The sequence below is a fragment of the Geothrix rubra genome, assembly GCF_030268065.1.
GTDB lineage: Bacteria > Acidobacteriota > Holophagae > Holophagales > Holophagaceae > Geothrix > Geothrix rubra.
This window is the reverse complement of the sequence record NZ_BSDD01000001.1, coordinates 638,164-663,871: the sequence shown is the minus strand read 5'-3', so window position 1 is coordinate 663,871 and position 25,708 is coordinate 638,164. Positions and strand designations below refer to the sequence as shown.

The 25,708-nt window shown below is 70.7% G+C and carries 23 protein-coding genes; 11 read left to right on the top strand and 12 right to left on the bottom strand.

The annotated features are described in order from the left end of the window. Positions 1–13: 13 nt before the first annotated feature. Complete coding sequence (locus QSJ33_RS02940) at positions 14–793, top strand: PhzF family phenazine biosynthesis protein (protein WP_285722801.1); 780 nt, start codon at positions 14–16, stop codon at positions 791–793. Here QSJ33_RS02940 and QSJ33_RS02935 read toward each other — a convergent pair. Both QSJ33_RS02935 and QSJ33_RS02930 read right to left on the bottom strand, forming a co-directional pair. Beyond that, complete coding sequence (locus QSJ33_RS02935; RefSeq protein WP_285722799.1) at positions 790–2,193, bottom strand: aldehyde dehydrogenase family protein; 1,404 nt, start codon at positions 2,191–2,193, stop codon at positions 790–792. The genes QSJ33_RS02940 and QSJ33_RS02935 overlap by 4 nt on opposite strands. A 49-nt stretch (positions 2,194–2,242) precedes the next feature. Then, positions 2,243–3,613 carry a tryptophanase gene (locus QSJ33_RS02930; protein WP_285722797.1) on the bottom strand — a complete coding sequence of 457 codons (1,371 nt, stop codon included), beginning with the start codon at positions 3,611–3,613 and terminating at the stop codon, positions 2,243–2,245. Positions 3,614–3,729: 116 nt separating this feature from the next. On the opposite strand from QSJ33_RS02930, the gene QSJ33_RS02925 reads away from it, so the two are divergent. The 5 genes from QSJ33_RS02925 to QSJ33_RS02905 all read left to right on the top strand — a co-directional run bounded on the left by QSJ33_RS02925 (position 3,730) and on the right by QSJ33_RS02905 (position 9,099). After that, entirely contained in the window at positions 3,730–4,524 is a 795-nt protein-coding gene (locus tag QSJ33_RS02925) for a type III pantothenate kinase (RefSeq protein WP_420801375.1), read from the top strand. Beyond that, positions 4,521–5,204, top strand: coding sequence for a biotin--[acetyl-CoA-carboxylase] ligase (locus QSJ33_RS02920; RefSeq protein ID WP_285722794.1), 684 nt, complete (start codon positions 4,521–4,523; stop codon positions 5,202–5,204). Before QSJ33_RS02925 ends, QSJ33_RS02920 begins: the two co-directional genes overlap by 4 nt. A 111-nt stretch (positions 5,205–5,315) precedes the next feature. Continuing rightward, entirely contained in the window at positions 5,316–7,604 is a 2,289-nt protein-coding gene (locus QSJ33_RS02915; RefSeq protein ID WP_285722792.1) for a nitric-oxide reductase large subunit, read from the top strand. Positions 7,605–7,626: 22 nt separating this feature from the next. Next, positions 7,627–7,758, top strand: a complete 132-nt coding sequence (locus QSJ33_RS02910) for a hypothetical protein (protein WP_285722790.1) — start codon at positions 7,627–7,629, stop codon at positions 7,756–7,758. Between the two features lie 6 nt (positions 7,759–7,764). Beyond that, entirely contained in the window at positions 7,765–9,099 is a 1,335-nt protein-coding gene (locus QSJ33_RS02905) for an NAD(P)/FAD-dependent oxidoreductase (RefSeq protein ID WP_285722788.1), read from the top strand. Here the strand turns inward: QSJ33_RS02905 and QSJ33_RS02900 are convergent. Both QSJ33_RS02900 and QSJ33_RS02895 read right to left on the bottom strand, forming a co-directional pair. Further along, the gene (locus tag QSJ33_RS02900) at positions 9,068–10,270 is read right to left on the bottom strand and encodes a LeuA family protein (protein WP_285722787.1); all 1,203 of its coding nucleotides are present in this window, start codon (positions 10,268–10,270) and stop codon (positions 9,068–9,070) included. The genes QSJ33_RS02905 and QSJ33_RS02900 overlap by 32 nt on opposite strands. Positions 10,271–10,278: 8 nt before the next feature. Further along, positions 10,279–11,775 carry a Ppx/GppA phosphatase family protein gene (locus QSJ33_RS02895; protein WP_285722786.1) on the bottom strand — a complete coding sequence of 499 codons (1,497 nt, stop codon included), beginning with the start codon at positions 11,773–11,775 and terminating at the stop codon, positions 10,279–10,281. A gap of 88 nt (positions 11,776–11,863) precedes the next feature. Here QSJ33_RS02895 and QSJ33_RS02890 point away from each other — a divergent pair, with 88 nt between their 5' ends. From QSJ33_RS02890 to QSJ33_RS02880, 3 genes are all read left to right on the top strand, one after another. Then, complete coding sequence (locus QSJ33_RS02890; protein ID WP_285722785.1) at positions 11,864–13,075, top strand: SCP2 sterol-binding domain-containing protein; 1,212 nt, start codon at positions 11,864–11,866, stop codon at positions 13,073–13,075. After that, complete coding sequence (locus QSJ33_RS02885; RefSeq protein WP_285722783.1) at positions 13,075–13,281, top strand: hypothetical protein; 207 nt, start codon at positions 13,075–13,077, stop codon at positions 13,279–13,281. The genes QSJ33_RS02890 and QSJ33_RS02885 overlap by 1 nt, the downstream gene beginning before the upstream one ends. 75 nt (positions 13,282–13,356) lie before the next feature. Continuing rightward, positions 13,357–13,911, top strand: a complete 555-nt coding sequence (locus tag QSJ33_RS02880) for a hypothetical protein (protein ID WP_285722782.1) — start codon at positions 13,357–13,359, stop codon at positions 13,909–13,911. A gap of 23 nt (positions 13,912–13,934) precedes the next feature. Here the strand turns inward: QSJ33_RS02880 and QSJ33_RS02875 are convergent, their stop codons facing one another. The 7 genes from QSJ33_RS02875 to QSJ33_RS02845 all read right to left on the bottom strand — a co-directional run bounded on the left by QSJ33_RS02875 (position 13,935) and on the right by QSJ33_RS02845 (position 18,639). Continuing rightward, positions 13,935–14,369, bottom strand: coding sequence for a MauE/DoxX family redox-associated membrane protein (locus QSJ33_RS02875; protein WP_285722780.1), 435 nt, complete (start codon positions 14,367–14,369; stop codon positions 13,935–13,937). Between the two features lies 1 nt (position 14,370). Then, positions 14,371–14,826 (bottom strand): cupin domain-containing protein, encoded by a 456-nt coding sequence (locus QSJ33_RS02870; RefSeq protein ID WP_285722777.1) that lies wholly within the window; start codon positions 14,824–14,826, stop codon positions 14,371–14,373. Positions 14,827–14,933: 107 nt separating this feature from the next. Continuing rightward, a complete protein-coding gene (locus QSJ33_RS02865) occupies positions 14,934–15,674 on the bottom strand; it encodes a LytR/AlgR family response regulator transcription factor (protein WP_285722776.1) in 741 nt (246 codons plus the stop codon). Next, a complete protein-coding gene (locus tag QSJ33_RS02860; protein WP_285722774.1) occupies positions 15,671–16,729 on the bottom strand; it encodes a sensor histidine kinase in 1,059 nt (352 codons plus the stop codon). The genes QSJ33_RS02865 and QSJ33_RS02860 overlap by 4 nt, the downstream gene beginning before the upstream one ends. Continuing rightward, positions 16,729–17,445, bottom strand: coding sequence for a LiaF transmembrane domain-containing protein (locus QSJ33_RS02855; RefSeq protein ID WP_285722772.1), 717 nt, complete (start codon positions 17,443–17,445; stop codon positions 16,729–16,731). Before QSJ33_RS02855 ends, QSJ33_RS02860 begins: the two co-directional genes overlap by 1 nt. Beyond that, a complete protein-coding gene (locus tag QSJ33_RS02850; RefSeq protein ID WP_285722769.1) occupies positions 17,442–17,831 on the bottom strand; it encodes a LiaI-LiaF-like domain-containing protein in 390 nt (129 codons plus the stop codon). Before QSJ33_RS02850 ends, QSJ33_RS02855 begins: the two co-directional genes overlap by 4 nt. A 199-nt stretch (positions 17,832–18,030) precedes the next feature. Beyond that, the gene (locus tag QSJ33_RS02845; protein WP_285722768.1) at positions 18,031–18,639 is read right to left on the bottom strand and encodes an IMPACT family protein; all 609 of its coding nucleotides are present in this window, start codon (positions 18,637–18,639) and stop codon (positions 18,031–18,033) included. Positions 18,640–18,746: 107 nt separating this feature from the next. Between QSJ33_RS02845 and QSJ33_RS02840 the strand changes: the two genes are divergently transcribed. Together QSJ33_RS02840 and QSJ33_RS02835 are read left to right on the top strand one after the other, a co-directional pair. Continuing rightward, entirely contained in the window at positions 18,747–20,657 is a 1,911-nt protein-coding gene (locus tag QSJ33_RS02840; protein WP_285722766.1) for a formate--tetrahydrofolate ligase, read from the top strand. A gap of 61 nt (positions 20,658–20,718) precedes the next feature. Further along, entirely contained in the window at positions 20,719–23,382 is a 2,664-nt protein-coding gene (locus QSJ33_RS02835; protein WP_285722764.1) for a hypothetical protein, read from the top strand. A gap of 54 nt (positions 23,383–23,436) precedes the next feature. On the opposite strand, the gene QSJ33_RS02830 is transcribed toward QSJ33_RS02835, so the two are convergent. Further along, a complete protein-coding gene (locus QSJ33_RS02830) occupies positions 23,437–25,659 on the bottom strand; it encodes an NADP-dependent isocitrate dehydrogenase (protein ID WP_285722762.1) in 2,223 nt (740 codons plus the stop codon). Positions 25,660–25,708: the final 49 nt, after the last annotated feature.

Genomic DNA, 25,708 nt, shown 5'->3' with positions numbered 1-25,708 from the left:
GTTACCCTGAGCCATGCGACTGCCCCTGTACCAGATCGACGCCTTCGCCTCGCGCCCATTCGCCGGGAATCCGGCGGCCGTGGTGCCCCTGGCGGCGTGGCTTCCGGACGATCTCATGCAGGCCATCGCGGCCGAGAACGCCCTCTCGGAGACCGCCTTCTTCGCCCCGGAGGGCGATGGCCACCGCATCCGCTGGTTCACGCCCGCCTGCGAAGTGGACCTCTGCGGCCACGCCACCCTCGCCTCGGCCTTCGTGTATTTCACGGTGCTGGAGCCGCGCCGGACCTCCGTGACCTTCCAGTCCCGCAGCGGCCCACTCTCCGTGGCTCGGGAAGGGGAGCTGCTGGTGCTGGACTTCCCCAGCCGGCCCCCGGTGGCGGCCGAGCCCCCGCAGGGCCTTGCGGAGGCCCTGGGCGCGACTCCCGTGGCGTGCTGGCGGGCACGGGACCTGGTTGCGGTGCTGGATTCCGAGGCCACCGTGCGTGCCCTCCAGCCCGATCTCACGGCCCTGGCCCGCTTCGACGAGTTCGCGGTCATCGTCACGGCCCGCGGCCAGGAGGCCGACTTCGTCTCCCGGTTCTTCGCCCCCCGGAAGGGCGTGCCCGAGGATCCCGTCACCGGCAGCGCCCACACCACCCTGGTGCCCTTCTGGGCCCAGCGCCTGGGCAAGACGAAGCTCCGGGCCCTCCAGGTCTCCCCCCGGGGCGGCGAGCTCTTCTGCGAGGCGAGGGGCGAGCGCGTGGCCATCGCCGGCCGGGCCGTGAAGGTGCTGGAGGGGACCTTCTTCCTCTAGAAATACTTCAGGGTCAGGTCGATCAATCGCCGCACGAAGCCGGTGTAGGGCGGGTACATGAGCTGGATGGCGGACCAGCGGCTACGCTGGCGCAGCGTGCCGCGGGCGTTGGAAAAGGTCTCGAAGCCGTAGAAGCCGTGGGCCTTGCCGAAGCCGGAGGTGTTCACGCCCCCCGTGGGCAGGCCCGTGTGCACGAAGTGCAGGACGGTGTCGTTGATGCACCCGCCCCCGGCCGTGGTCCTCGCCACGAGCGATTCGGCGTTCCGCCGGCTGCCGCTGAAGACATAGAGCGCCAGGGGCTTGGGGCGGGCGTTCACGAAGGCCACGGCCGCGTCCATGTCGGGCACCTTCAGGATGGGCAGGATGGGCCCGAAGATCTCCTCCTGCATCACGGGCGAGGCGGGGTCCGCTTCCGTCAGCAGCGTGGGGGAGAGATAGAGCGTTTCGGCGTCCTGCTCCCCACCGAACACCACCAGGCCCCTGGAATCGCGGAGGAGGCCGGCCAGCCGGGCGTGGTGGCGGGGATTGATGATGCGGGCGAAGTCCGGGCTGGCCTTCCGGGCCTCGGGATCGGCCCCGTAGAAGGCCTCGAAGGCCCGCTTCAGCTCCGCCACCAGGGCGTCATGCACCTGGCCGTGCACCAGCACGTAGTCGGGCGCCACGCAGGTCTGCCCTCCGTTGAGGCCCTTGCCCCACGCGATCTTCCGGGCCGCCACGCGGAGGTCCGCGTCAGCATCCACCAGCACCGGCGACTTGCCGCCCAGTTCCAGGGTCACGGAGGCCAGGTGCTCCGAGGCGGCCTTCATCACCACCTTGCCCACGGCGGGACTGCCGGTGAAGAAGATGTGGTCGAAGGGCAGGGCGAGGAGGGCCTGGGCGGCCTCGGCCGCGCCCTCCACCAGGGCCACCTCCTCCTCGGGGAACAAGCCTGTCAGCAGCTTCCGGAGGAAGGCCGTGGTGTGCGGCGTGAACTCGGAGGGTTTCAGGATGGCGCAGTTCCCCGCGGCGATCGCGGAGACGAGCGGGCCCAGGGTGAGGTAGATGGGGTAGTTCCAGGGACTGATGATGAGCACCACGCCCCGGGGCTCGTACCGGAGGGTGCCCGCACTGCCGAGGAGGCCGATGGGCGTGGGGACCTTCCGCGGCTTCATCCAGCGGGGCAGGTGGCGCAGGGCGTCCTTGATCTCTCCGATGACCGGGTAGAGTTCCGTGAGGTCCACCTCCTCCGGGGCCTTCCGGAAGTCCGCGGCCAGGGCCGCCTGGGCCTCGGCCCGGTGGGCCATGAGGGCGTCCAGGAGGGCCCTGAGCTTGGCGCGCCGCTGCTGGGCGGAGGTGGCGGCCACCCGCCAGCGGGCGGCCTGCTGGCGGGCGAAGAGATCATCGATCGACAGGGCGGTCATGGGCGGTCCCTCGGGAGGATCCGCCCATCCTACCGCCCATCCGACCTGCTCAGGCCCAGCGCATCTCGGCGGTGAAGTGGCGCAGGTACTTGCTCTGCTTCACGATGCGGACGCCGCGGACCGTGTGGGCCTTGGCCTTCAGCTCGCAGATGGCCTCGGCGGCGTAGTCGAAGTGGCTCTGGGTGTACATGCGCCGGGGGAAGGCCAGGCGGACGAGCTCCATGGGGTGGTAGGCCTCGCTGCCGTCCTCCAGGTGCCGGCCGAACATGACGGAGCCGATCTCCACGCCCCGGATGCCGGCCTCCAGGTAGAGGGCGTTGCAGAGGCTCCAGGCCGGGTAGTCCTCGGACTTCAGGTGGGGCAGGAACTCCTTGGCGTCGATGTAGACGGCGTGGCCGCCCGTGGGTTCCACGATGGAGACGCCGCCGGCCAGCAGCTTCTCGCCCATGTATTCCGCGGTGCGCAGGCGGTAGCGGAGGTAGTCCTCGTGCAGGCCCTCCTCCAGGCCCACGGCCAGCGCGGCCAGGTCGCGGCCGGCCAGGCCGCCGTACGTGGGGAAGCCCTCGGTGAGGATCAGCATGTTCTTGGCGGCTTCCACCCAGGTGTCCTGGTTCAGGGCCAGGAAGCCGCCGATGTTCACGAGCCCGTCCTTCTTCGCGCTCATGGTGCAGCCGTCGGCCAGGCTGAAGATCTCCTGGGCGATCTCCTTCACGCTGCGGTGCTGCTGGCCCTCCTCCCGGAGCTTGATGAACATGGCGTTCTCGGCGAAGCGGCAGACATCCAGGATGAGGGGCTTGCCGTGCTTCTTCAGGAGGGCGCTGTAGGCCCGCAGGTTGGCCAGGCTCACGGGCTGGCCGCCGCCGCTGTTGTTGGTGAGGGTCATCATGCCGAAGGGGATGCGGTGGCCCTCGCGCTTGAGCAGGTCCTCCACCTTCTCCAGGTCGATGTTGCCCTTGAAGGGGTGGCGGGTCCTGGGCTGGAGGCCCTCGGGGATCACCAGGTCCGCGGCCTCGCCGCCGGCGTATTCCAGGTTCGCGCGGGTGGTGTCGAAGTGCGTGTTGTTGGGGACGAGATCCCCCTTCTTCGTGGCCACGGAGAAGAGGATGCGCTCGGCGGCCCGGCCCTGGTGGGTGGGGATGATGTGCTTGTACCCGGTCAGCTCCTTGAGCACCGCCTCGAGCCGGAAGAAGGAGTTGGCGCCGGCGTAGCTCTCGTCGCCCTCCATGATGGCACCCCACTGCTTCGCGGACATGGCGCCGGTGCCGCTGTCCGTGAGGAAGTCCAGCAGCACGTCATCCGCCCTCAGCTTGAACACGTTCAGCTTGGCCTCCTCCAGCAGGGCCACCCGCTCCTGCGGCGTGGTCATGCGGATGGGCTCCACGGACTTGATGCGGAAGGGCTCGATGATGGTACGGGGCATGGCGGCTCCTGAGGACCCTCCAGCTTAGCGAGAGGCCCCGGAACGGGCATCACATCGGGGGACTGGCGGCCGGGGCGCCCTCCGGCCATCCTGGAGTGCTCGGAGTCGCCATGAGTCTGCTGCTGGCCGTGGATGTCGGAAACACCAACGTGGTGCTGGGGATCTTCGACCTCACCCAGGGGCCGGACGCGCCCCTGATCTGCTCCTGGCGCCTGGCCACCAGCCGCGAGCGCACCGTGGACGAATACGGCCTGTCGGCCCTGGCCCTCATGCGCCACCGCGGCATCGAGGCCTCCCAGATCAAGCACGTGGCCATCTCCTGCGTGGTGCCGCCCCTGCACCCGATCCTCATGGCCCTCTCGAAGACCTACTTCGGGGTGGAGGCCTTCTACGTGGAGCCGGGCGTGAAGACGGGCGTGAAGGTGCTCATCGACAACCCCGCCGAGCTGGGGGCCGACCGCCTGGTGAACGCCGTGGCGGGCATCGAGAAGTACGGCGCGCCCCTCATCGTGGTGGATTTCGGCACGGCCACCACCTTCGATGTGGTGAACGCGAAGAAGGAGTACCTCGGGGGCCTCATCACGCCCGGCGTGAAGATCAGCGCCGAGGCCCTCTTCCAGCGGGCCAGCCGCCTGCCGCGCGTGGAGATCGCCGAGCCGGAGCGCCTGGTGGGGCGCAACACCGTCCAGGCCATGCAGGCCGGCATCTTCTACGGCTATATCGGGATGGTGGACGGCATCCTCCAGCGCCTGCTGGAGGAGTGCCCCGAGGCCCAGGTGGTGGCCACGGGGGGCCTGGGCCGGGTCATGGCCCCGCACATCCCGCGCATCCAGCATGTCTCGCCGGACCTCACCCTCGACGGACTCCGCATCCTCTGGCTGAGGAACCAGGGCGGCCGCCGCCCCGCATGACGGACCTGCCCATGATCCGGCTGGCCTCGGTGGATTCCACCCAGGCCTTCCTGAGGCGGCACCCGGAGCTGGGATTCTGCGCCGTCCTGGCGGACCGCCAGACCGAGGGCCGGGGCCGCCAGGGCAACCGCTGGGAGAGCGCCGCCGGGGCCGGGCTCTGGCTCTCGGCCGCGCTGCCGCCCCTTCCGGGCGTGGCTCCCGGCGTGGTCATGCAGCGGGCCATGACCGCCGCCGCCCGGGTGCTGGACCCGGAAGGCCGGGTCCTGGGGCTGAAGTGGCCCAACGACCTCGTGGCCTGGAAGGACGGCCGGCTCCGGAAACTGGGGGGCATCCTGGGCGAGCAGGTGGGGGGGCGGCTGATCCTGGGGCTGGGCGTGAACCTGACCGCGGCCCCGGAGATCCCCGGCCGGGCCATCCCCCCCGGGTGCCTGGGAGACCTGGGCCTGGATATCCCTCCGGTGCCTGATCTTGCTCTTCATATCTCCAAATTTTGGAAAAATTTGGAGGAGGACCTTCAACCTGTCTTCCGATGGCCTGGGGAAGGGGACCCCCTCCGCTGGGAGGACGGCCAGGGCACCTGCCTGGGCTGGGAACCGGACGGCCGCTTGAAAGTGGCCACCGCCACGGGCGTCCGGCGGCTGAGTGCGGGCGAGGTCACGGGGGTGGGGGGCCAGGTCTGAGCCGGATCCGGGCGTCCCGGGGACCCTCTCGCCCTTTCGGATTGATCATTGATCCATTCGCGAGCACTGTTTGATTGTTTTTTGAAAGCAGTCCAAACAGGAGAATGCGCCATGAGCAGTTCGCTGCCCGACTCTGCTCCCCTCTCTCCGCGCTGGCGCCAGGCCGCCATCCTCGTGATGATCTTCGGCTTCAGCCTGCTGATCTGGGTCACGGCGAAGACCTACAGCGGCGCGCCCCCCATCCCGGCGCAGGTCCTCGGGGCCTCGGGCCAGGTGCTCTTCACCGGCGGGGACATCCAGGATGGCCAGGAGGTCTTCCTGAAGTACGGCCTCATGGAACACGGGACCCTGTGGGGCCACGGCGCCTACCTCGGGCCGGACTACACCGCCGAGTACCTCCACCGCCTCGCCGAGATCGGACGGGACACCCTGGCGATGGCCCGGTACGGCCGTCCGTTCCGGGATCTGGGGGAGGGCCAGGCCCTGGAGATCGGCGCCCTGCTGCAATCCCAGCTCAAGCAGAACCGCTACGACCCGGGCACGGACACGCTCCGGTTCTCGGCGGCCGAGGAGGCGTCCTACCGCCTCCAGCGCGGGGAATGGCGGAACTACTTTTCGGGGGACACGGCTGCCGTCGGCCTGCCCACGAAGTTCATCCGGGACGACCGGGAGCTCGAGCACCTCGCGGACTACTTCGCCTGGGCCACCTGGGCCACGGTGGCGCCGCGCCCGGGCAAGGACTACTCCTACACGAACAACTGGCCCTACGAGCCCCTGGTGGGCAATACGCCGACGGCCTCGACCTACCTGTGGAGCGCCTTGAGCCTCATCACCCTGCTGGGGGGCCTGGGCCTGATCCTCTTCGTCTTCGGCAAGTTCGACTACCTCGGGTGGGGTGGTTCGGCCGGTTGGAACCATCCCGAGGAGGGCCGGCTCCATGCCTGGACCCTCACCCCCAGCCAGCGGGCCGTGGGCCTCTTCTTCGCCGTGGTGGCCCTGCTCTTCCTGGGGCAGGCCGCCCTGGGCGGGGTGCTCGCGCACTACCGCGTCGAGCCCGGGGGCTTCTACGGGTTCGACCTGGCCCGCCTGCTGCCCTACAACCTCGCGCGGACCTGGCACCTGCAACTGGCCATCTTCTGGATCGCCACCGCCTGGGTGGGGGGCGGCCTCTTCCTGGCACCCCTCGTGGGCGGCGCCGAGCCCAGGGGCCAGCGGGCCGGCGCGCTCCTGCTGCTCGGGGCCCTGGCCGTCGTGGTCTTCGGCAGCCTGTTCGGGGAGATGGCCGGAATCAACGACAAGCTCGGCAGCCTGTGGTTCTGGCTGGGCCACCAGGGCAGCGAGTACCTCGACCTGGGCCGGTTCTGGCAGCTGCTCCTGGCGGCCGGGCTCGTCTTCTGGCTCTTCCTCATGTTCCGGGCCCTCCGCCCGGCCATGAAGGGCACGGAGCAAGGGGAGCTGCCCTCCCTCTTCTTCTACGCGGCCTTCGCCATCCCGCTGTTCTACCTCCCGGCCCTGTTCTACGGGCCCCGCACCAACTTCGCCGTCATCGACAACTGGCGCTTCTGGATCATCCACCTCTGGGTGGAGGGGTTCTTCGAGCTCTTCGCCACGGTGCTGGTGGCGGTGATGTTCTTCCAGCTGGGCCTCGTCAGTGCGAAGTCCGCGACGCGGCTCATCTACCTTGACGCCATCCTCTACCTGACGGGGGGCATCCTGGGCATCGGGCACCACTGGTACTTCACCGGCCAGGGGACCCTGAACATGGGGCTGGCGGCCAGCTTCTCCGCCCTGGAGGTGGTGCCCCTCACCCTCCTGACCCTCGATGCCTGGGACTTCATCCGCCTGCAGGACAAGAACTGCGAGGACTGCGGGCGCCCCCTGGCCGCGAAGCAGCGGTGGGCCATCCGGTTCCTCATCGCGGTGGGGGTGTGGAACTTCGTCGGGGCGGGCGTCTTCGGCTTCCTCATCAACCTGCCCATCGTGTCCTACTTCGAGATCGGCACCACCCTCACCGCCAACCACGGGCATGCGGCCATGTTCGGCGTCTTCGGGATGCTGGCCCTGGCCGTCCTGGTCTTCTGCCTGCGGGAGCTCAAGGGCGATGCGGCCTGGGGCCGGGCGGAGGGCTTCATCCGCTTGGGCTTCTGGGGCCTCAACCTCGGCCTGGGGCTGATGGTGGTGCTCGACCTCTTTCCCGGGGGGGTCATCCAGCTCTGGGACGTGCTCTCCCATGGCTACTGGCACGCCCGTCGCCTGACCTTCCTCATGGGGGGCACCTTCCACACGCTGGAGTGGATCCGCATCGTCGCCGACATGATCTTCCTCCTCGTCGGCGCCATGCCCATCGCCTTCGCGACCCTGAGGCTCGTCTTCGGCTCCGAGCCGGTGGACGCGGCCTGATCCACTCCTGAAGGAGACCGGCATGCCCCTCGGCAACCTCCAGGCAGCGCGCCCCATGCTCCGAGGGGCGTGCGTGGTCTCCGGCCAGGAGCAGCGCCGCGCGCTGAAGGTCCCCGAGCCGTCCGGCCTCCTCGTGACGCCCATGAGGAGCTAGACGACGATGACGGAGACGGCTTCGGCGAGGGTGGCGGAACCCACGGTCGTCATCGTGGGCGGCGGCTTCGGTGGGCTCAAGGCCGCCCGGGCGCTCCGGCGCGCCCGGGTCAAGATCCTGCTGGTGGACCGGCAGAACCACCACCTGTTCCAGCCCCTCCTCTACCAGGTGGCCTCGGCCACGCTGTCCCCGGCGGACATCGCGGCGCCCATCCGCCACATCCTCCGCTCCCAGCGCAACGCCCAGGTCATCCTGGCGGAGGTCGCCGCGGTCGACCTGGGGGCCCGGCACGTCGGCCTGGCGGACGGCCGGAGCCTGCCGTACGACTTCCTGATCCTGGCCGCGGGCTCCCGCAGTTCCTATTTCGGCCGGGATGGCTGGGCCCGGCTGGCCCCCGGCCTCAAGAACCTGGAGGACGCGCTGGAGATCCGCCGGCGCTTCCTGTCCGCCTTCGAGCAGGCCGAGCAGGAGGAGGATCCCGAACGCCGCCGGGAGTGGCTGACCTTCGTCATCGTCGGGGGCGGTCCGACGGGCGTGGAGCTGGCCGGGACCCTGAAGGAGATGGCCCGGCTCTCCCTGCCGCGCGAGTTCCGGCGCATCCGCACGGACCGGGCCCGGGTCGTCCTCGTCGAGGCCGGGCCGGCCATCCTGGCGAACTTCGGGTCGGGATTGTCCGAGAAGGCGGTCCAGGGGCTGGAGCGGATCGGCGTCGAGGTGCGGCTTGGGCTGCCGATCACGGCCATCGAGGAACGGGCGGTCCAACTCGGCGAGGAGCGCATCCCGACCCGGACGGTGCTCTGGGCGGCGGGCGTGGCCGCCGTCCCGCTGGGAGCGGGGCTCGGGGTGCCGGTCGATCGGATCGGACGGGTGATCGTGGAACCCGACCTCAGCCTTCCGGGCCATCCGGAGGCCTTCGTCGTGGGCGACCTGGCCGCCTTCCCGCACGGTCCCGGGGGCCCCCTTCCGGGCGTCGCGCCCGTGGCCATCCAGCAGGGGACCTGCGCCGCGGCCAACATCCAGGCGACCCTGGACGACCGCCCGCGGCAGGCCTTCCGCTATCGGGACAAGGGCAGCATGGCGACCCTCGGCCGGGGGAAGGCCGTGGCCCACGTCGGCGGCCTGAGCCTCACCGGCTATCCCGCCTGGCTCGCCTGGCTCTTCATCCACCTGATGCTGCTCGTGGATTTCCGGAGCCGCGTGTTCGTCTTCTTCGAATGGCTCTGGGCGTACCTGACGACCCAGCCCCGGGCCCGGCTCATCGTGGGGGGCCATGAAAGGGCCCAGCCGGTGGAGCCCGGTGCGCAGGATCCTACAGGGCGCTCCGGATCTCCTCCTCGGTGAGGATCCGGGCGCTCTGCTTGGCGAGCTTGAGGATGCGGTCCACGCGCTCGGGAATGGCGTCGTAGCCATTCAGCTCCAGCCAGTAGACGACGTTGCTGTGGCCCGCCATCGGGCCGATCTCGATCTCCTGGCGGCGGCCCACGAGGGCAGCGGGCACGCCGGAGTAGACCGCATCGGCCAGTTCCACGTCGCCCCGGTGGAGGGCCTTGACGATGGCGGCGGCGTGGACGCCGGTTCCGGTGCGGAAGGCGTCCCGGCCGAGCACGGGATAGTTGGCGGGGATCTCCACCCCGCAGAGTTCGGCCACGCGCTCGGCCAGGGCGGGGAGGTCCGAAAGGTCGCCCTTGGGGTACCCCATGAGGTGCAGGTTGATCATGAGCTGGTCCAGGGCCACGTTGCCGCAGCGCTCCCCGATGCCCAGGAGGGTGCCGTGGAGCCGGTCCACGCCCGCCTCGAAGGCGGCGATGGCGTTGGCCACGCCCAGGCCGCGATCGTTGTGGCCGTGCCAGTCGAGTCGCACGGGGCGGCCCTGGATGACCTCCTCCTGGATGAACCGGACCAGCTTCCGCACCCCGTCCGGCGTGGCGTAGCCGCAGGTGTCGGAGAGGCAGATGGACTGGGCGCCTTCGTCCAGGGCCGCCTGGTAGATGGCCTTCAGCACGTCGGGTCGGGCCCGGGTGCTGTCCTCCGTCACCATCATCACGGGCACCTGGTGGCGCCTGCAGAAGGCCACGGCCCGGCGGGCGGTGGTGACGAGGAAGCCCAGGTCCCAGCCCTCCACGTCCATGCGGATGGGGCTGGAGCCGAGGAAGGCCCCGGCCTCCAGGGGGAGGCCCACCCGCTGCTGGATCTCGGCCACCTGGGTCAGGTCCGCCTCCAGGGTGCGGACAGCGGCATTGGGGGAGATGGGCAGGCGGTGGTCGCGGATCTCGACCATGAGGGCCTTCACGGCGGCGAGGGCCTTGGGGCCGGCGCCGGGCATGCCGAGATCCACCGCGTCCACGCCCATGCGGGCCAGCCGGTGGACCAGGTCGCGTTTCGCCGGAATGTCGGGATCGCGCACCGAGGGGCTCTGGAGGCCGTCCCGCAGGGTCTCGTCGTTGAGCCGGGGCACCCGCGAACCCGAAGGGGCGGGGCCGTTCCAGTCGTTGATGAGGTCTTCCAGCGTCATGGGAATCCTCAGGCTAAGGTGACTTCGACCCGGCGGTCCAGGAGGGCGCCAAGCAGGAGTCCCTTCTCCCGGAAGGCCTCGATCTCGGGTTCCACGTCCCCGGTGGCCTCGAGGCGCAGCCTCAAGGTCCCGTCATCCACGTCCGCGGAGAGCCCCTGGACCGCCTGGCGGCGGCGCCGGTCCAGGGCGTCCGCGGCCCGCAGGATGGCGGCCAGCTTCCGGACCACCTCGCGGTGCCAGGGCGCCAGGGCCCGGAAGGCCTCGTGCCTGGCGGGATCCGGAGTCTTGCCCCGGTGGTAGCGCACGACCTGGGCCAGCAGGTCCACCTCCTCGGGCCAGAACCCGGGCAGGGCGGCGTTCCGGACCAGGTACTCGCTGTGCTTGTGGTGGCTCTTCTCGGAGATCGAGAATCCGATGTCGTGCAGGCGGGCGGCGAAGGCGAGCCAGTGGCGTTCCGTATCCCCCAGTTCGAAGTGGGGCTGGAGGGCGAGGAAGAGCTGGTCGGCCAGGCGCATGACCTGTCGGCTGTGGCCGGGATCCGGATCCAGCCGGGCGGCCAGGTGCTCGATGGAGGCCCTCCGCCGGTCGGCCAGGGGCGGGATGGCCGCCCCGCCGTGCTTCAGGGCCTCCCAGACCATGCCCTCCCGCAGGCCCACGGGCAGGTGGCGGAGGCGCGGGGCCCCCAGCCACTCCAGGAGGGAGAGCGCCCAGATGGCCCCCACGTGGAGCACCTCGGCCCTCTTCGGATCGACCCCAAGGCGGTCCACCCGGCCCTGGGCATCGCTGCGCCAGAGGCGGAGGGCGAAGGCCCGGAGCTGGGCCTGGTCGCAGAGGTAGCCGCCGCCGGCGCCCCGGGCCAGATCCTCCAGGGTGCCGGAGGTTCCCAGGGCGAGGGTGGTCTCCGGCAGGTTCTCCGGCAATCCCTTCCGGGCCTTCTTCAGGATCTTCCGGATGGCCTTCCGGAGCCGCTTCAGGTCGTGGGCGCTGGGCGGGTCGGACGTGGCGGCGGCATCCGCCAGACGCTGGAGGCCCCAGGGCAGGGAGATGCTGGCCTCCACCCGGCCGCCCTGCACCCAGGTGAGCTCCGTGCTGCCCCCCCCGATGTCCACCAGGGCCACGGGCTCCTGGGGAAAGGGGATGGCATGGGACACGGCCTGGTGGATGAGGCGGGCCTCCTCCTCGCCGGAGATCACCTGGATGGGGATGCCCAGCTGTTCCGCCTGCAGGACGAAGGCCTGGGCGTTCTTGGCGTCGCGCAGGGCCGCGGTGCCGCAGGCCATCACCGTCCCGCACTCGAAGCCCCGGATGACCTTGGCCATCTGGCCGAGCGCCTCCAGGCCGGCCTGGAAGGCCTCCGGCCCGATCTCGCCCGACTTCGCCTCGCCGCGGGCCAGGCGCACCATCGCCTTCTCCCGCGCGAGCACCTGCTGGCCGCCCATGGGATCCGCCTCGACCACCACCATGTGGATGGAATTGGACCCGACGTCCACGGCTGCGATGCGCATGGGGCGATTGTAGCCCCTGACTCCTGGTAGCCGTTGCATCGAAACCGGAGCCCCGGCCATTCTCGATTCCAACATTCCGAGGTGGATCATGGCCCTGACGGTGGACGGCATCTTCTCGCTCATGCCCGAGCTCTTCCTGCCCGAGAAGGCCCAGGGGCTCTCGGTCTCGGTCTACTACCAGGTGACCGGCGAGGGCGGCGGCGACTACACCTGCGCCATCGAGAACGGTGCCTTCACGCTGAAGCGCGAGCCGAAGGCCGACGCCACCTCCACCGTGGTCATCGCCGCCGAGGACTGGATCGCCCTGAACGAGGGCAAGCTCGATCCCATGCAGGCCTTCATGACCGGCAAGCTGAAGGGCACCGGCGACCTGGGGCTCCTCCAGAAGTTCCCCAAGTTCTTCAAGAAGCCCCAGGTCCAGGCGGGACCCGTGAAGGCGCTGAAGGACCTCGTTCCGGCGCGACTGGCCCTGGCCGGCGGCGGGATCCGGGTGACCGTGGGCTCCGAGAGCTACGGCGAGGGCGCCGAGGTGGCTGGCGACGAGGCCGCCGTCCGCGCCATGGTGTGCGGCCTCTCCGATCCCGGACCGGCGCTGCTCGGCGGCCAGATCCGCTTCGGGGGCGACATGGCCCTCCTTCGCAAGGCCTGGAAGGCCTGGGCGGCGGAACCCGAGATCACCTTCCCGGACACGCCCGGCGGCAAGGCCCTGGCCACGCTCTCCAAGCGCTACACCGGCGGCGCCAAGGGCACCCTCGAGGTGAAGGTGGACGGGGCGCCCTACCGGCTGGACTTCAGCCCGGAGGGGCTCTCGATCCGCCCGGGGGAGGCCGAGGGCGATGCCCTGGGCATCTCCGATGCCGATTTCGCGGCCCTCAACGCCGGCAAGCTGAACCTGGTGGCGGCCCTGCTGGGCGGCCAGATCACCGTGAAGGGCGATGTGAGCCGCGTGGCGGCGTACACGGCCCACTTCCAGACGGCCCTCAACCCCGCCGAGGCCCTGCTGGAATCCATGCCCGAGCGGTTCCTCCCCGAGAAGGCCGGGGACCTGGAGGCCGCCGTGGGCTACCAGCTGGAGGACCTGGGCTACACCCTGTTCATCCGCAACGGGGCCTGCCTGGTGTTCCCGCGGCTGATGAAGCCCTGCGACACCACCCTCAAGGCCAAGGCCGAGGACTTCGTCGCCATGAGCACCGGCAAGCTCAACGCGCAGGAGGCCTTCATGTCCGGCAAGATCCAGATCGAAGGCGATCCCCTGCTCATGCAGAAGGTGGCCAAGAGCTTCAAGCGCCCCGAAGCCTGATGGTCCGGAGTCCAGCCCCGGCCCGGCGGAAGGGGCCGAAGGCCGCGGGCCGTGCCCAGGAGGGGCGCGGCCCCGATCCTGGTTCCGGTTCGGCGCGGAGGTTCCCGCCGGCCGCCTCGCCCATCGTCGTGCGGGCCACGGCGGCCTGCATCCACAGCTGCGGGCGCTGCGAGTCCCATCCCTGCCGGCTCAAGGGCCAGCTCTGAACCCCTGACCCCGGGAACCCCGCGGACCTACATTGGGGGGCGCGGGGCTGACCCCGCGGGAAGGGGGATCGGGCCATGCGGGCGCTGACGGAATTCCAGGGCGATGTCCTCGAGTGGCGGGCATCGGGGACCCCCGGGGGCTTTGACCTGACCGCAGGAGGGGAGGTCTATGCCACCCTCGCCTGGTCGGATCCGGAGACCCTGGCCAGGGTGGAGACGGCCGAAGGGCGGTGGACCCTCAAGCGGGTGGGCACCTTCGCCCAGCACGTCACGCTGCGGGAGGCGGGGGCGGAGGTCGACCTCGCAGAGTTCCGACCCCATGCCTTCGGGCGGGGGAAACTGGCCTTCAAGGACGGGGCGGAATTCCACTGGACCCACCTTCCCCACGAGCAGGGCACGGCCTTCATCGATGTCTCGGACCGCACGGTGGTCCAGCTCCAGACCCTCCCGGAGCTGGTGGTCCACCCGCCCGAGGCCGGGCTGGTCATGGGCCGGGTGATCCTGCGGGGGACCACCGGGGCCCGGAGCCGGTACGCCCTGCTGGCCGCCCTGGGCTGGACCCTGCACCTTCTGGCGGTCCATGACGCCCACCTCGAGGAGGAGGTTCTGCTCGGTGCTGGATTGCCCTGACGGAAGACCGGCACAGCGGCACCTCAGTCCCGTTCGGGAGCCTGCACGGCCCGGGCCGTGCGGACCTGGTGGCGCCAGAGCAGCAGGGCCGCGCCCGCGGCGGAGAACACCGAGTAGTCCAGGGGGGACTTGACCCCCTGGGAAAGGGCCATGGCCGTCCCGAACAGGATCAGGAGGAGGGCGCTGCCCAGGGCGGCTTCCCGGATGCGGAAGCCGGTGACCAGGGCCAGGCCGAGCGTGGTCTCCGCCGCGGTCGCGGCCCAGGCCAGGAACGGCGCGAAGGCCCGCGGGAGGAATGCGTTCACCTCCGCGGTGTACTCGATGAACCCGCCGAACCGGCCCAGGCCCGGGTGGCCCTGCCACAGCCCGAAGCGAGAGGCCACGGCGGAGAGGAAGGCGGTGCCCAGGGCCACGCGGGCCCACCGGGCGCTCCAGAGGTCCAGGGCGGAGCCGGCCATCTCAAAGCCCCCCGACCAGGCCCGGATGAGGTTCGACGCCTTCGGCCGCGCACCAGTCGAGGTAGTCCTGCCGCGACCCCCGGGCATCGGCGATGCGGATCACCCGGTCCTCCCCGTCGAGGTACTCGTTCCGGCCGTTCACCTCGATGTGGATGACGCAGGGCTCATCTCCGAAGGCCTCCCAGCTATCCACGTTCCCGGCCGGCTCGTGGACGTACGTCCCGGGCCCCACCACCTCGCCCGTGTCGAGCCGCCGGGAGCCGGAGAGGTTGAACGCATGCACCTCGCCGGTGTGGCGATGGCGGGGGATCTTCGTGCCGGGCTCCAGCTTCAGCAGCAGCTGCCATCCGCTGAGATCGGGGAAGTAGGCCAGGGGCTTGAAGGACAGCCCCGGGGCCAGGGGGATCCAGCCCAGCCGGGAGGTGTCGAGGGGGCGGACAGTGGGGATGCCTGGCATGGGAGCTCCTCGGGATCGGCCGCTCGGCCGGAGTCCCAGGATCCGCCCCAGGTGGATCCTAGAAAAGATCCATTATTGATAATCCAGATAGACCATCTCGACTGGGCTCAGGCCCCTTCCCAGAGCTCCCGCAGGCGCTTGTAGCCGGCGCGGCTGACCGGGAGGCGGGCCCCGTCGCGGAGCACGGCCTCCCGATGCTCCTTGGCGTCCTGCTCGATCCGAACAAGCCGGTCGAGGTTCAGGAGGAAGCTCCGGTGGATGCGGATGAACCGCGCCGGGTCCAGCTGGGCCTCCAGGCTCGCCATGGTCTGCTGCTTGAGGAGGTTCCTGCCCTCGGTGCGGAGGAGGACGTAGTCGTCCTGGGCCTGCACCCAGCCCAGGCGGTCCAGGGGGATCACGGTGACCTTGGGGCCGTCCTTGACCACGATCCGCTCCAGGGGACGGCCCTGGCGGCTGGCCGCCGCGAGCTGGGCCGCCGGGGGGCGGCTCTCGCGGACAGCCCGGGCCTTGGCCAGGGCGGCGTCGAAGCGCTCCCTCGAGAAGGGCTTCAGGAGGTAGTCCACGGCCTGCGCCTCGAAGGCGCGGAGGGCGTGCTGGTCGTAGGCGGTGACGAAGACCACGGCGGGCCGTCGCCCGTCCGCCTCCAGCAGCTCCAGCACCTCGAAGCCGTCCAGCTTGGGCATCTGGATGTCCAGGAACACCAGGTCCGGCTGGTGCTGGGCGGCGGCCTTCACGGCCTCGAAGCCGTTGGCACATTCCGCCACCACCTCCACGTCCGGGTGGGCCGCCAGATGCTCCCGCACCACGGCGCGGGCCAGGTCCTCGTCGTCCACGATCAGAGCTTTCATGGGGTCTCCACGGGAAAGCGAAGGTCCACGCGATGCTGGCCATCCCGGATGCCGGCCTCGACCCAGGCCTGGGTTCCGAAGCGGCCCTGGAGGCGCTGCTTCACCTGGCGCAGGCCCATGCCGAGCCCCTGGGGCTCCGGCGCGTCCGGGTCCACCGGGTTCTCCACCCGAAGTTCGACGCGGCCCTCGGCCAGGGCGGCCCGCAGGCGGATGGTCCCGCCCTCGGGCAGCTGGGCGATGCCGTGCTTGATGGCGTTCTCCACCAGGGGCTGCAGGAGCAGGGTCGGCACCTCGGCCTGCTCGGCCTCGGGGGCCACCTCCCAGGCCACGGCGAGCCGGGCGCCGAACCGGATCTGCTCGATGGCCAGGTAGTTCCGGAGCAGGTCCAGCTCCTCGGAGAGCCGCACGGAGGGGCGCTCCCCGAGCCGCAGGCTCTTGCGGAGGAAGTCCGAGAGCAGCACGCACATCTCCCGGGCCCGGGCCGGATCCTGCGTGGTGAGGGCGCTGATGGAGTTCAGGCTGTTGAACAGGAAGTGGGGGTTCAGCTGGGCGCGGAGGGCCTTCAGCTCGGCGTCCCGGGCCAGCACCCGCAGCTCCTGCTCCACCCGCTCCGATTCGCGGGAGCGCTCCACTGCCGCCAGCAGGTAGTGCAGGGTGAGCACCGCCAGGTAGAGCAGCATGCCCATGACGGCCAGGACGGGCGTGGCGGGTCCGATGCGCGTGGGCAGCTGATGCAGGCCCGGCAGGAGGCCCAGGGCCCAGGCCAGGAACCGCGCGAAGCCGGTCCACAGGCCGCCCATCACCATGGCGGCGATGATCCAGGCCGGCGCGTGGGCGCGGAGCCCGCCCTTCGGATCGAGGGGCAGGGCGCGGCAGAGGTACCAGGCCGTGAGGAAGAGGAAGGCCCCGAAGAGGCCCAGGGCCAGCGACAGGCTGGCGGCTTCCAGCCAGGACCAGCCCTGGCTCGCGCCCAGCACGGCCATGAGCGCCACGAGGGGGGCCCACCCCAGCAGGTAGGCCCCCAGGCGCGCGCGGTTGGCCAGGAGAGGGTGCATCAGGACTTGACCTCGACCCCGCCGAAGAGGGTGAGGCCGGTCAGTACCAGGCGCGGGCGCCCGGCCTGGGCTTCGCCGCCGTGGTAGGTGCTGTCCCCCACGCTGCCCATGATGGAGGTGGCGCGGTTGGCGACCTCCCAGCCCTCGGGCACGCGGATCTCGCCGCCGCCGAAGAGCACGAAGACATCCACCCGGGCCTGGCTATCGGCGATCGCCGCATGGCGGAGGTCCACCTCGAAGCCGCCGAAGATGGCCGTCAGCTCGCCGCCCCGGAGGCTCTGGGTGAGCACGCGCCGCTTGAAGGCCCCGAAGATGGCCGTGCCCTGCAGGAAATCCTCCGACTTCTCGAGTTCGGGCGGAACGCCCCGGGACTGCTTCAGGGCCTTCACCACGAGGAAGATGCCCAGCGCCACGATGAGCAGGGGGCCCAGGGCATCGGTCAGATGGACCCGGCCGAAGTTGGCCAGGAGGATGAAGGCGCCCACGAAGATGAGCACCCAGGCGCCGGTGCCGCCCGAGCCGCCGGAGCCCTCCTGCCGGAGTTTCGCCACGCCGAGGGCCACGAGCACGAGCGGCCACAGCTTGAAGATGAGGTGGGCTTCCACCAGGCCGAGGTTGTCCAGGGTGAGGACGAGGCCCGCCACGATGATGGCCACGCCCAGCACCAGCTTGGGGCTGAAGGGGCTCGGGGCCTTGGGTTCAGTGTCGGGGATCATGGCTTCCTCTCGGCGGGGCCGGTTCCAGCATCACAGGAATCGGGCGGCTTCGGGGCGGGGGGCACCAGGGCCCGGAGGGTGAGGACGGCGCCGCCCCAGACCACCAGGACGGGCCACCAGCGCGCGATGAGATCCTCGCGGTCCCACTGGGCGGCCAGCCCCGCCAGGGCGAAGGCCAGCCAGGCATGGCCTCCGAGGTGCGTCCACCCGCGCTGGCGGAGCCGGGCCAGACCGAATACCGCCGGGACCACCGGCCAGAACCGGAAGAGGCCCCAGGCGCCGGGCCAGCCGAGCTGGTCGAGGGTGAGGAGCAGGCCCAGGGCGATCAGGGCGAGTCCGAAGACCAGCTTGGGCGTGAAGACGTGGGGGCGGGTCTGGGTGTTCATGGCTTGCGATCCTTCCTCGTGGAACCGAAGGGCAGGGCGAATCCGAAGGCGGGCAGCCAGAGCGCGAGCCACCACCAGGGGCTGTCGAGAAACCAACCGGCATGGACCATGGATTCCTCCCCGCTGTGACCAAGCTACGGAGGCGGGGGCCTCCGGACGAGCGGGGATCGGCGAACGGGGGGCCGGCATCGGTGAGCGGTCAGGTCCAGTCGATGCTGCCGCCCCGGCTGCGTTCGCGCCAGGCGGTCTCCAGGGCCTCCGAGGCCTCCGGGGGGCACTCGAAGCGGACGACAGCGGCCGGTCCCTCGTAGCGCTGCTCGAGGATCCGGACGCCCGGCACCCCCCCCAGCAGGGCGAAGGGCAGGTGCGCCCGGGCCAGGTCCACCCGGATGGCGCCCGTCCGGACGATGCGGACCTCCTCCCAGAGGCCCAGGGCCCCGGCCTCGGCCAGGGCGCCCTGGACCCCCTGCGTGTAGGCCCGGACGAGCCCGCCGGTCCCCAGCTTGGTGCCCCCGTACCAGCGGATGCAGACGGCGATGAGATCCGTGGCCCCGGCGCCCTCCAGCACGGCGAGCATGGGCCGCCCGGCGGTCCCCGAGGGCTCGCCGTCATCGTCCGCCCCGAAGGAGACCACCGGGGCACCCTCCCGCCAGGCGCTGCAGTGGTGGGTGGCGTCGAAGTCGCGCTTGCGGAGGGCCGCCAGCACGGCGGTGCGGGCCTCGGCGTCCCCGGCCGGATGCAGCTCGGTGAGGAAGACCGAGGCCTTCTCGCGGAACCGGTGCGTGGCGATGCCTGTCAGACGCCTCATGGGTCCAGCATGGGAGGCCCTGTGACCTGGATCAAGAATCGGGGCCATGGGAAGCTGGATTCCCGCCCCGTCTCTATCTTGGGGTGGCTCTTTGCCATGGAGGACGCATGCGTCCCGCCGCGATTCCCTTCACCCCCATCGCCCTCCGGCGCGTCGAGCCGGTCCCTTCGGACCTGGAGATCGCCCAGGCGGCGGACCTGAAGCCCATCCTGCAGGTGGGGGAGGAACTGGGAATCCTGCCGGACGAGCTGGAGCTCTACGGCCCCCACAAGGCCAAGGTCCGGCTGGAGGTGCTGGACCGCCTCCGCCAGGCGCCCCTCGGCAAGTACATCGACGTCACGGCCATCACCCCCACGCCCCTGGGCGAAGGCAAGACCACCACCACCGTGGGCCTGAGCCAGGCCCTGGGCGCCCACCTCGGGAAGCGGGTGGTGACCTGCATCCGCCAGCCCAGCCAGGGACCCACCTTCGGCATCAAGGGCGGTGCCGCCGGCGGCGGCTACAGCCAGGTGATCCCCATGGAGGACTTCAACCTCCACCTCACGGGGGACATCCACGCCATCACGGCCGCCCACAACCTGGTGGCCGCGGCCATCGACGCCCGCATCCTCCACGAGGCCGGGGCCAGGGACGAGCAGCTCTTCGACCGGATCTTCCCGAAGGATCGCAAGGGGAAACGCCGCTTCCCCCGCACCCTGCGCACCCGCTGCGAGCGGCTGGGCCTGCCTGCCCGGGATCCCGAACACCTCTCGCCCGAGGAGCGGCGGCGCGTCTGCCGTCTGGACATCGACCCCGCCGCCGTGACCTGGCGGCGCGTGGTGGACACCAGCGACCGGTTCCTCCGCGGCATCACCGTGGGGCAGGGCGAGGAGGAGAAGGGCTTCGCCCGGGAGACGGGCTTCGACATCGCCGTGGCCAGCGAGATCATGGCCGTGCTGGCCCTGGCCAGTGGCCTGCAGGACATGCGGCGGCGTCTCGGGGACATCGTCATCGGCCTGGATCGCCAGGGCCGGCCCGTCACCACCGAGGACCTGGGGGTGGCGGGCGCCATGACCGTGCTCATGCGGGATGCCCTCAAACCGACCCTGATGCAGACCCTCGAAGGCACGCCGGTCTTCGTCCATGCGGGACCCTTTGCGAACATCGCCCACGGCAACAGCTCCATCCTGGCGGACCAGATCGCCCTCCGCCTGGCGGACTACGTCGTCACCGAATCCGGCTTCGGCGCGGACATGGGCATGGAGAAGTTCTTCGACATCAAGTGCCGTGTGTCGGGCCTGGTTCCCGATGTGGTGGTGCTGGTGGCCACGGTGCGGGCCCTCAAGATGCATGGCGGCGGCCCCAAGGTGGTGGCGGGCAAGCCGCTGGATCCGGTCTATGTCGAGGAGAACCTGGACCTGCTCCGGAAGGGGCTGCCGAATCTCCAGGCCCACATCGGCATCGCCCGGAAGTTCGGCGTGCCCGTCGTGGTGGCCGTGAACGGCTTCGCCACGGACACCGAGGCCGAGCTGGAGCTGGTCCGCGCCGCCTCGGAGGAATCGGGGGCGGAGGCGGCGGTGGTCTGCCGCAACTGGGCCCTGGGCGGGGAAGGGGCCCTCGACCTGGCCGAGGCCGTCATGCGCGCGGCGGAGAAGCCCTCGGCCTTCCAGTTCCTCTATCCCCTGGAGGCCACCATCCAGCAGAAGATCGAGACCATCGCCCGGGAAGTGTACGGAGCCGACGGCGTGGACTACAGCCCGGAGGCGGAGCGGAAGATCGAGGAGTACACCCGCCTGGGGTATGGCCGGCTCCCCATCTGCATGGCCAAGACCCACCTCAGCCTGAGCCACGATCCCGCGCTGAAGGGGGCCCCGAGGGGCTTCCGCATCCCCGTGCGGGACATCCGGGCCTCCGTGGGGGCCGGATTCCTCTACCCGCTGCTGGGGAAGATGGCCACCATGCCCGGCCTGCCCACGCGGCCCGGCTTCTACGACGTGGACATCGACCCGGAGACCGGGCGGGTGGTGGGCCTGTTCTGACCCTCCGGGGAACGAAACGGCGGGCTGGTAGCATCAAGCCCTCATGAAGATGGGTTCTGTGATGCCGATCGGCCGTTCCTTCCTCCGCGGGTGCCTGCGCGGCCCGTTCGCATCCCTTCTCCTGGGCGTGGCCCTGCTCGCGGCCCCGCCGCTCCGGGCGGACGATCCTCCGGCCAAGCCGGCCGTGGCCCGGGACCTGGGCGACGCCTTCCAGAAGGGCCCCATCGGCCTGCAGGCGGAGGTCATCCGGAAGGGGGCGCGGCTGCCCCTCTTCCAGGTTCCGGTGCTGCGGTACCAGGACCGGGTGGAGGTCAGCCTCTCGGGCGAGGCCTTCGATCCCAGGGTCACCCAGGCGGACTGGACCCTCATCGTCGTCTTCCTCCCCCGGACCGTGGCCCCCACGGAGCGCGGCGTGGTGGAGCTGCGCCTCAAGCGGAAGGGCGAGGCGATGGTGGCCGCTCCCTTCACGGCGCCCTACGACGCCATCCCCATGTTCTTCCTGGTGCCCGACACGGGGGGACGCCGGAAGATCCTCACGGACCTCTCGGCCCACCTGGAGGCCTTCCGCGCCATCTGCCTGAAGCTCTCCGACCTCACCGAGCAGCGGGCCCATGCGGACCGCTTCCTCGCGGGCCTGGACACCATCCGCAAGGACCAGTCGCCGGCCTCGTACGATGCGGCGGTGTTCAACTTCCTCAAGGCCTATGGCGGGCAGGTGTCCCAGGACTTCCAGGTCTTCCTGGCCCGCAACAGCGCCTCGAACCTGGAGAAGTTCCAGTTCCTGACCCGGGAGTTCACGCGGACCAACCTCCTCTCGCCCAACGCGGGCGACGGGAGCGTCAGCCTCCAGGGGCAGTCGGTGTCCGGTCCCCTGCGCCCGGCCTCGGCCTACGTCGCCATCGCCTTCGACCTGGTGCAGATCTTCCAGAACCTGTGGCCGGGCCACCAGTTCCAGTACGTGCCGGCCCTGGCGCGGGACTTTGACGGGGCCCACGCCCAGCTCTGGTACGGGGACTGGATCCACACGACAGGCGAGGTTCGCGGGGCCCTGGTCTTCAGCCCCTGCCGCTGGACGGACGCGGATCCGCCCGCCTTCACCTTCGACCTCCCGCCGGAGGGCAGCCTGCTCCAGCCCTTCGGCCGCCTCCAGATCCATGCCCGGACCCAGGGCAACCTGCCCTTCGCCCTCTACGGCCACGGCTGGCAGCTGGTCCTCGAGGGGCCGAAGGGCACCCCCCTCGCCCCGCTGCCCCTGGCCCCCAGCCCCGACCGCCAGGCCTTCGTGATCATGCCCGGTCCGGCCCAGGAGGCCCTGCGCCGCGCGGACCTCCTGGCGGTGAAAGCCCGGATCGAGGGGGCCTGGGGCTTCGATCCGGTGACCACCCCGCCGGTGGACCTGCCTGCGGGCCTCGATCCCGCCTGGGTTCCCACGGCGGAGGAGCGCTCCCACTTCATGCTGGGCCAGGGCTGCGCCTTCCGGCTGCCCGCGCCCTGGGCCGCCTGTGTCGGCCGGGTGATCTTCCATCCCGCCGGTGGCGCAGGCTCCTCGCTGGAGGCGGAGCTGAAGGCCCAGGCCGACGGCTCCCGGCTGGCCACCTTCAAGGCCCTGGCGGGCACCGCCGGACCCGGCACCCTGGACCTCCTCCTGAGCGGCGCCAGCCAGCCCGCCCTCCGGGTGCCCCTGGCCCTCCTGCCGCCGCTGCCGGTGGTCGATCATGTGGAGGTCCACCAGGGCGAGGCCACCCTGCGGGTCGTGGGCAGTCACCTGCGGGAGGCCCGTGCCTGCGTGCTCGGCGGGGTCACCTTCGCCCCCGGCCAGCGGACCCCCGAGGGCTGGACCTTCCTCAATGCGCAGAAGGCCATCCCCGGCGAGGCCGGCGACCTCCTGCAGGGGGAGCTGCGCCTGGGCGATGACCGCACCCTGCCGCTCCAGGACGTGCCGCTCCTGCCGCCGCGCCCCCAGATCGGGATCGTCCAGGTGATCCCCGAGCATCCCGCCCGGGGCCTGGCCCTCAGCGCCGACCGGCCCCTGATCCCCCCCGACGAGCCGGTGCTGGTCTCCGTCCTGCCGGGACGGAAGGGGGCCTATCCCTTCGGTCGGAAGCCGCAGCTGCTGTTCCGGAGCAGTGAGGACCCCGCCACCATCCTTCCGCTGCCCGCCAGGCACCTGCGCATGGTGGGACGGGGCCAACGGCTCCTGGCGAACCTCAAGCTCTCGGACCTCTTCGGGGCCTCCGGCGCCGGGCACCTGGAGATCCAGGTGTCCGACGCGAAGGCCGGCGCCAGCGCCTGGGTGCCGCTCCAGCCCCTGTTCCTGGAGCTTCCCGAGGTGAAGGATCTCCGCCTGGAGGGTGCCGGGGCGCGCCTGGAAGGTCCGGCCCTCGAGACCATCGAAGCGGTCGCGGCCTCGCCGGCGGGCCCATGGATGCCCTTCTCCTTCGGCTTCACCGAAGGCCTGGAAACGGGGGGCACCCCGGCGCCGGCCACCGATGGGGCGCTCTTCCTGCGGCTCTACGGCTGGCCGGACCTGGTGGTCAGGCTCCAGGGGCCGCCTCCTCCAAAGGCGGCTGCGCCTTCGCCGGTGCCCGGCACCGTGGCCCTTCCCGCCGTGCCCCGGGTCGCGCCCGTGAAAGGGCCGGAGGCTCCGAAGGCGCCCACCGTCGAGGCCCCCCGGGTGCCCGCCGCGCCGGCACCCGCCAAGGGCGGCCCGCCGGAACCCCACTGATCCGTACAGGCGGAAGGCCGGGGCCTGGGCCCCGGCCTTAAGGTATTCGGGCGCCTACATCCCGTCGATGATGGCGTTGAGGGTCGCGCTGGGGCGCATGGCCCTGGCGGTCTTGGCGTGGTCGGGGTGGTAGTAGCCGCCCATGTCCACGGGCTTGCCCTGGGCCCCGATCAGCTCCTCGTTGATCTTCGCCTCGCTGGCTTCCAGCTGCTGGGCCACCTTGGCGAAGCGGGCCTTCAGCTCGGCGTCCTTGCCCTGGGCGGCCAGGGCCTGGGCCCAGTAGAGGGCCAGGTAGAAGTGGCTGCCGCGGTTGTCGATCTGGCCCACCTTGCGGGCGGGGGACTTGTCGTTGTCGAGGAACTTGGCGACGGCCTGGTCCAGCGTCTCGGCCAGCACGCCGGCCTTGGCATTCTGGTAGGCGTTGGCCACGTGCTCCAGGGAGGCGGTGAAGGCGGAGAACTCGCCGAGGGAATCCCAGCGCAGGTAGCCCTCCTTCTGGAACTGCTGCACGTGCTTGGGGGCCGAGCCGCCGGCGCCCGTCTCGAAGAGGCCGCCGCCACCCAGGAGCGGCACGATGGAGAGCATCTTCGCGCTGGTGCCCAGCTCGATGATGGGGAAGAGATCCGTGAGGTAGTCGCGCAGCACATTGCCGGTGACGGAGATGGTGTCCTTGCCCTCGCGGATCCGGGCCACGGAGAACTTCATGGCGTCCACGGGGGAGAGGATGCGGATGTCCAGGCCCTGGGTGTCGTGGTTCTCCAGGTACTTCTCCACCTTGGCGATGATCTGGGCGTCGTGGGCCCGGTGCTTGTCCAGCCAGAACACGGCCGGGGCGCCGGTGAGGCGGGCGCGGGTGACGGCCAGCTTCACCCAGTCCTGGATGGGGGCGTCCTTGGCCTGGCAGGCACGGAAGATGTCGCCCTCCTCGACCTTCTGGGAGAGCAGGGTGGCGCCATCCGCATCCACGATGCGGATGGTGCCGGCGGCGGGCGCGAAGAAGGTCTTGTCGTGGGAGCCGTACTCCTCGGCCTTCTGCGCCATGAGGCCCACGTTGGGCACGCTGCCAATGGTGGCCGGATTGAAGGCCCCGTGCTGCTGGCAGTCCTCGATGATGGTCTTGTACATCGTGGCGTAGCAGCGGTCGGGGATCATGGCCAGGGTGTCGTGGAGCTTGCCGTCGGCCCCCCACATCTTGCCGGCGTCGCGGACCACCACGGGCATGGAGGCATCCACGATGATGTCGTTGGGCACATGCAGGTTGGTGATGCCCTTGTCGGAATCCACCATCGCCAGGGCGGGGCGGTCGGCGTAGACGGCCTTGAGGTCGGCCTCGATCTCGGCACGCTTGGCCTCGGGCAGGGCCTGGATCTTGGCGTAGAGGTCACCCAGGCCGTTGGCGGTGTTGACGCCGAGCTCCTTGATGACGGCGGCGTGCTTGTCGAACACGTCCTTGTAGAAGACGGAGACGGCGTGGCCGAACATGACGGGATCCGAGATCTTCATCATGGTGGCCTTGAGGTGCAGGGAGAGCAGCAGGCCCTCCTTCTTCGCGGCCTCGATCTGCTCCGCGTAGAAGGCGCGGAGGGCCTTGGCGCTCATGGCGGAGCTGTCGAGGACCTCCCCTTCGAGCAGGGGCAGCTTCTCCTTGAGGACCTTGACGCTGCCGTCGGTGGCGACGAATTCGATCCGGGCCGTGGTGGCCTTCGGAAGGGTGGTGGAGGTCTCGCTGCCGTAGAAGTCGCCGGCCGTCATGTGGGCCACGCGGGCCTTCGAATCCGGGGCCCAGGCGGCCATCTTGTGGGGGTGCTGCTTGGCGTAGTTCTTGACGGAGAGGGGGGCGCGGCGGTCGGAGTTGCCTTCGCGGAGCACCGGGTTCACGGCGCTGCCCAGCACCTTGGCGTAGCGGGTCTGGATGGCCTTCTCGGCCTCGTCCTTCGGCTGCTCGGGGTAGTCCGGCACCTGGTAGCCCTGGCTCTGCAGCTCCGCGATGGCGGCCTTGAGCTGGGGGATGGAGGCGCTGATGTTGGGGAGCTTGATGATGTTGGCCTCGGGCTTCAGGGCCAGCTCGCCCAGCAGGGCCAGGTTGTCCGGCACCTTCTGCGTTTCGGTGAGACGGTCGGGGAAGGTGGCGAGGATGCGGCCTGCCAGCGAGATGTCGGAGGTCTCGACTTCGATGCCGGTGCCCTTGGTGAAGGCCTGGATGATGGGAAGCAGCGAGTAGGTCGCCAGGGCGGGCGCCTCGTCGATCTCGGTCCAGATGATCTTCTGCGTCGTCATGTCTCTCTCCGCAAAGGCAGGCAAAGCAGACTCCCACGTCGGAAGCCTC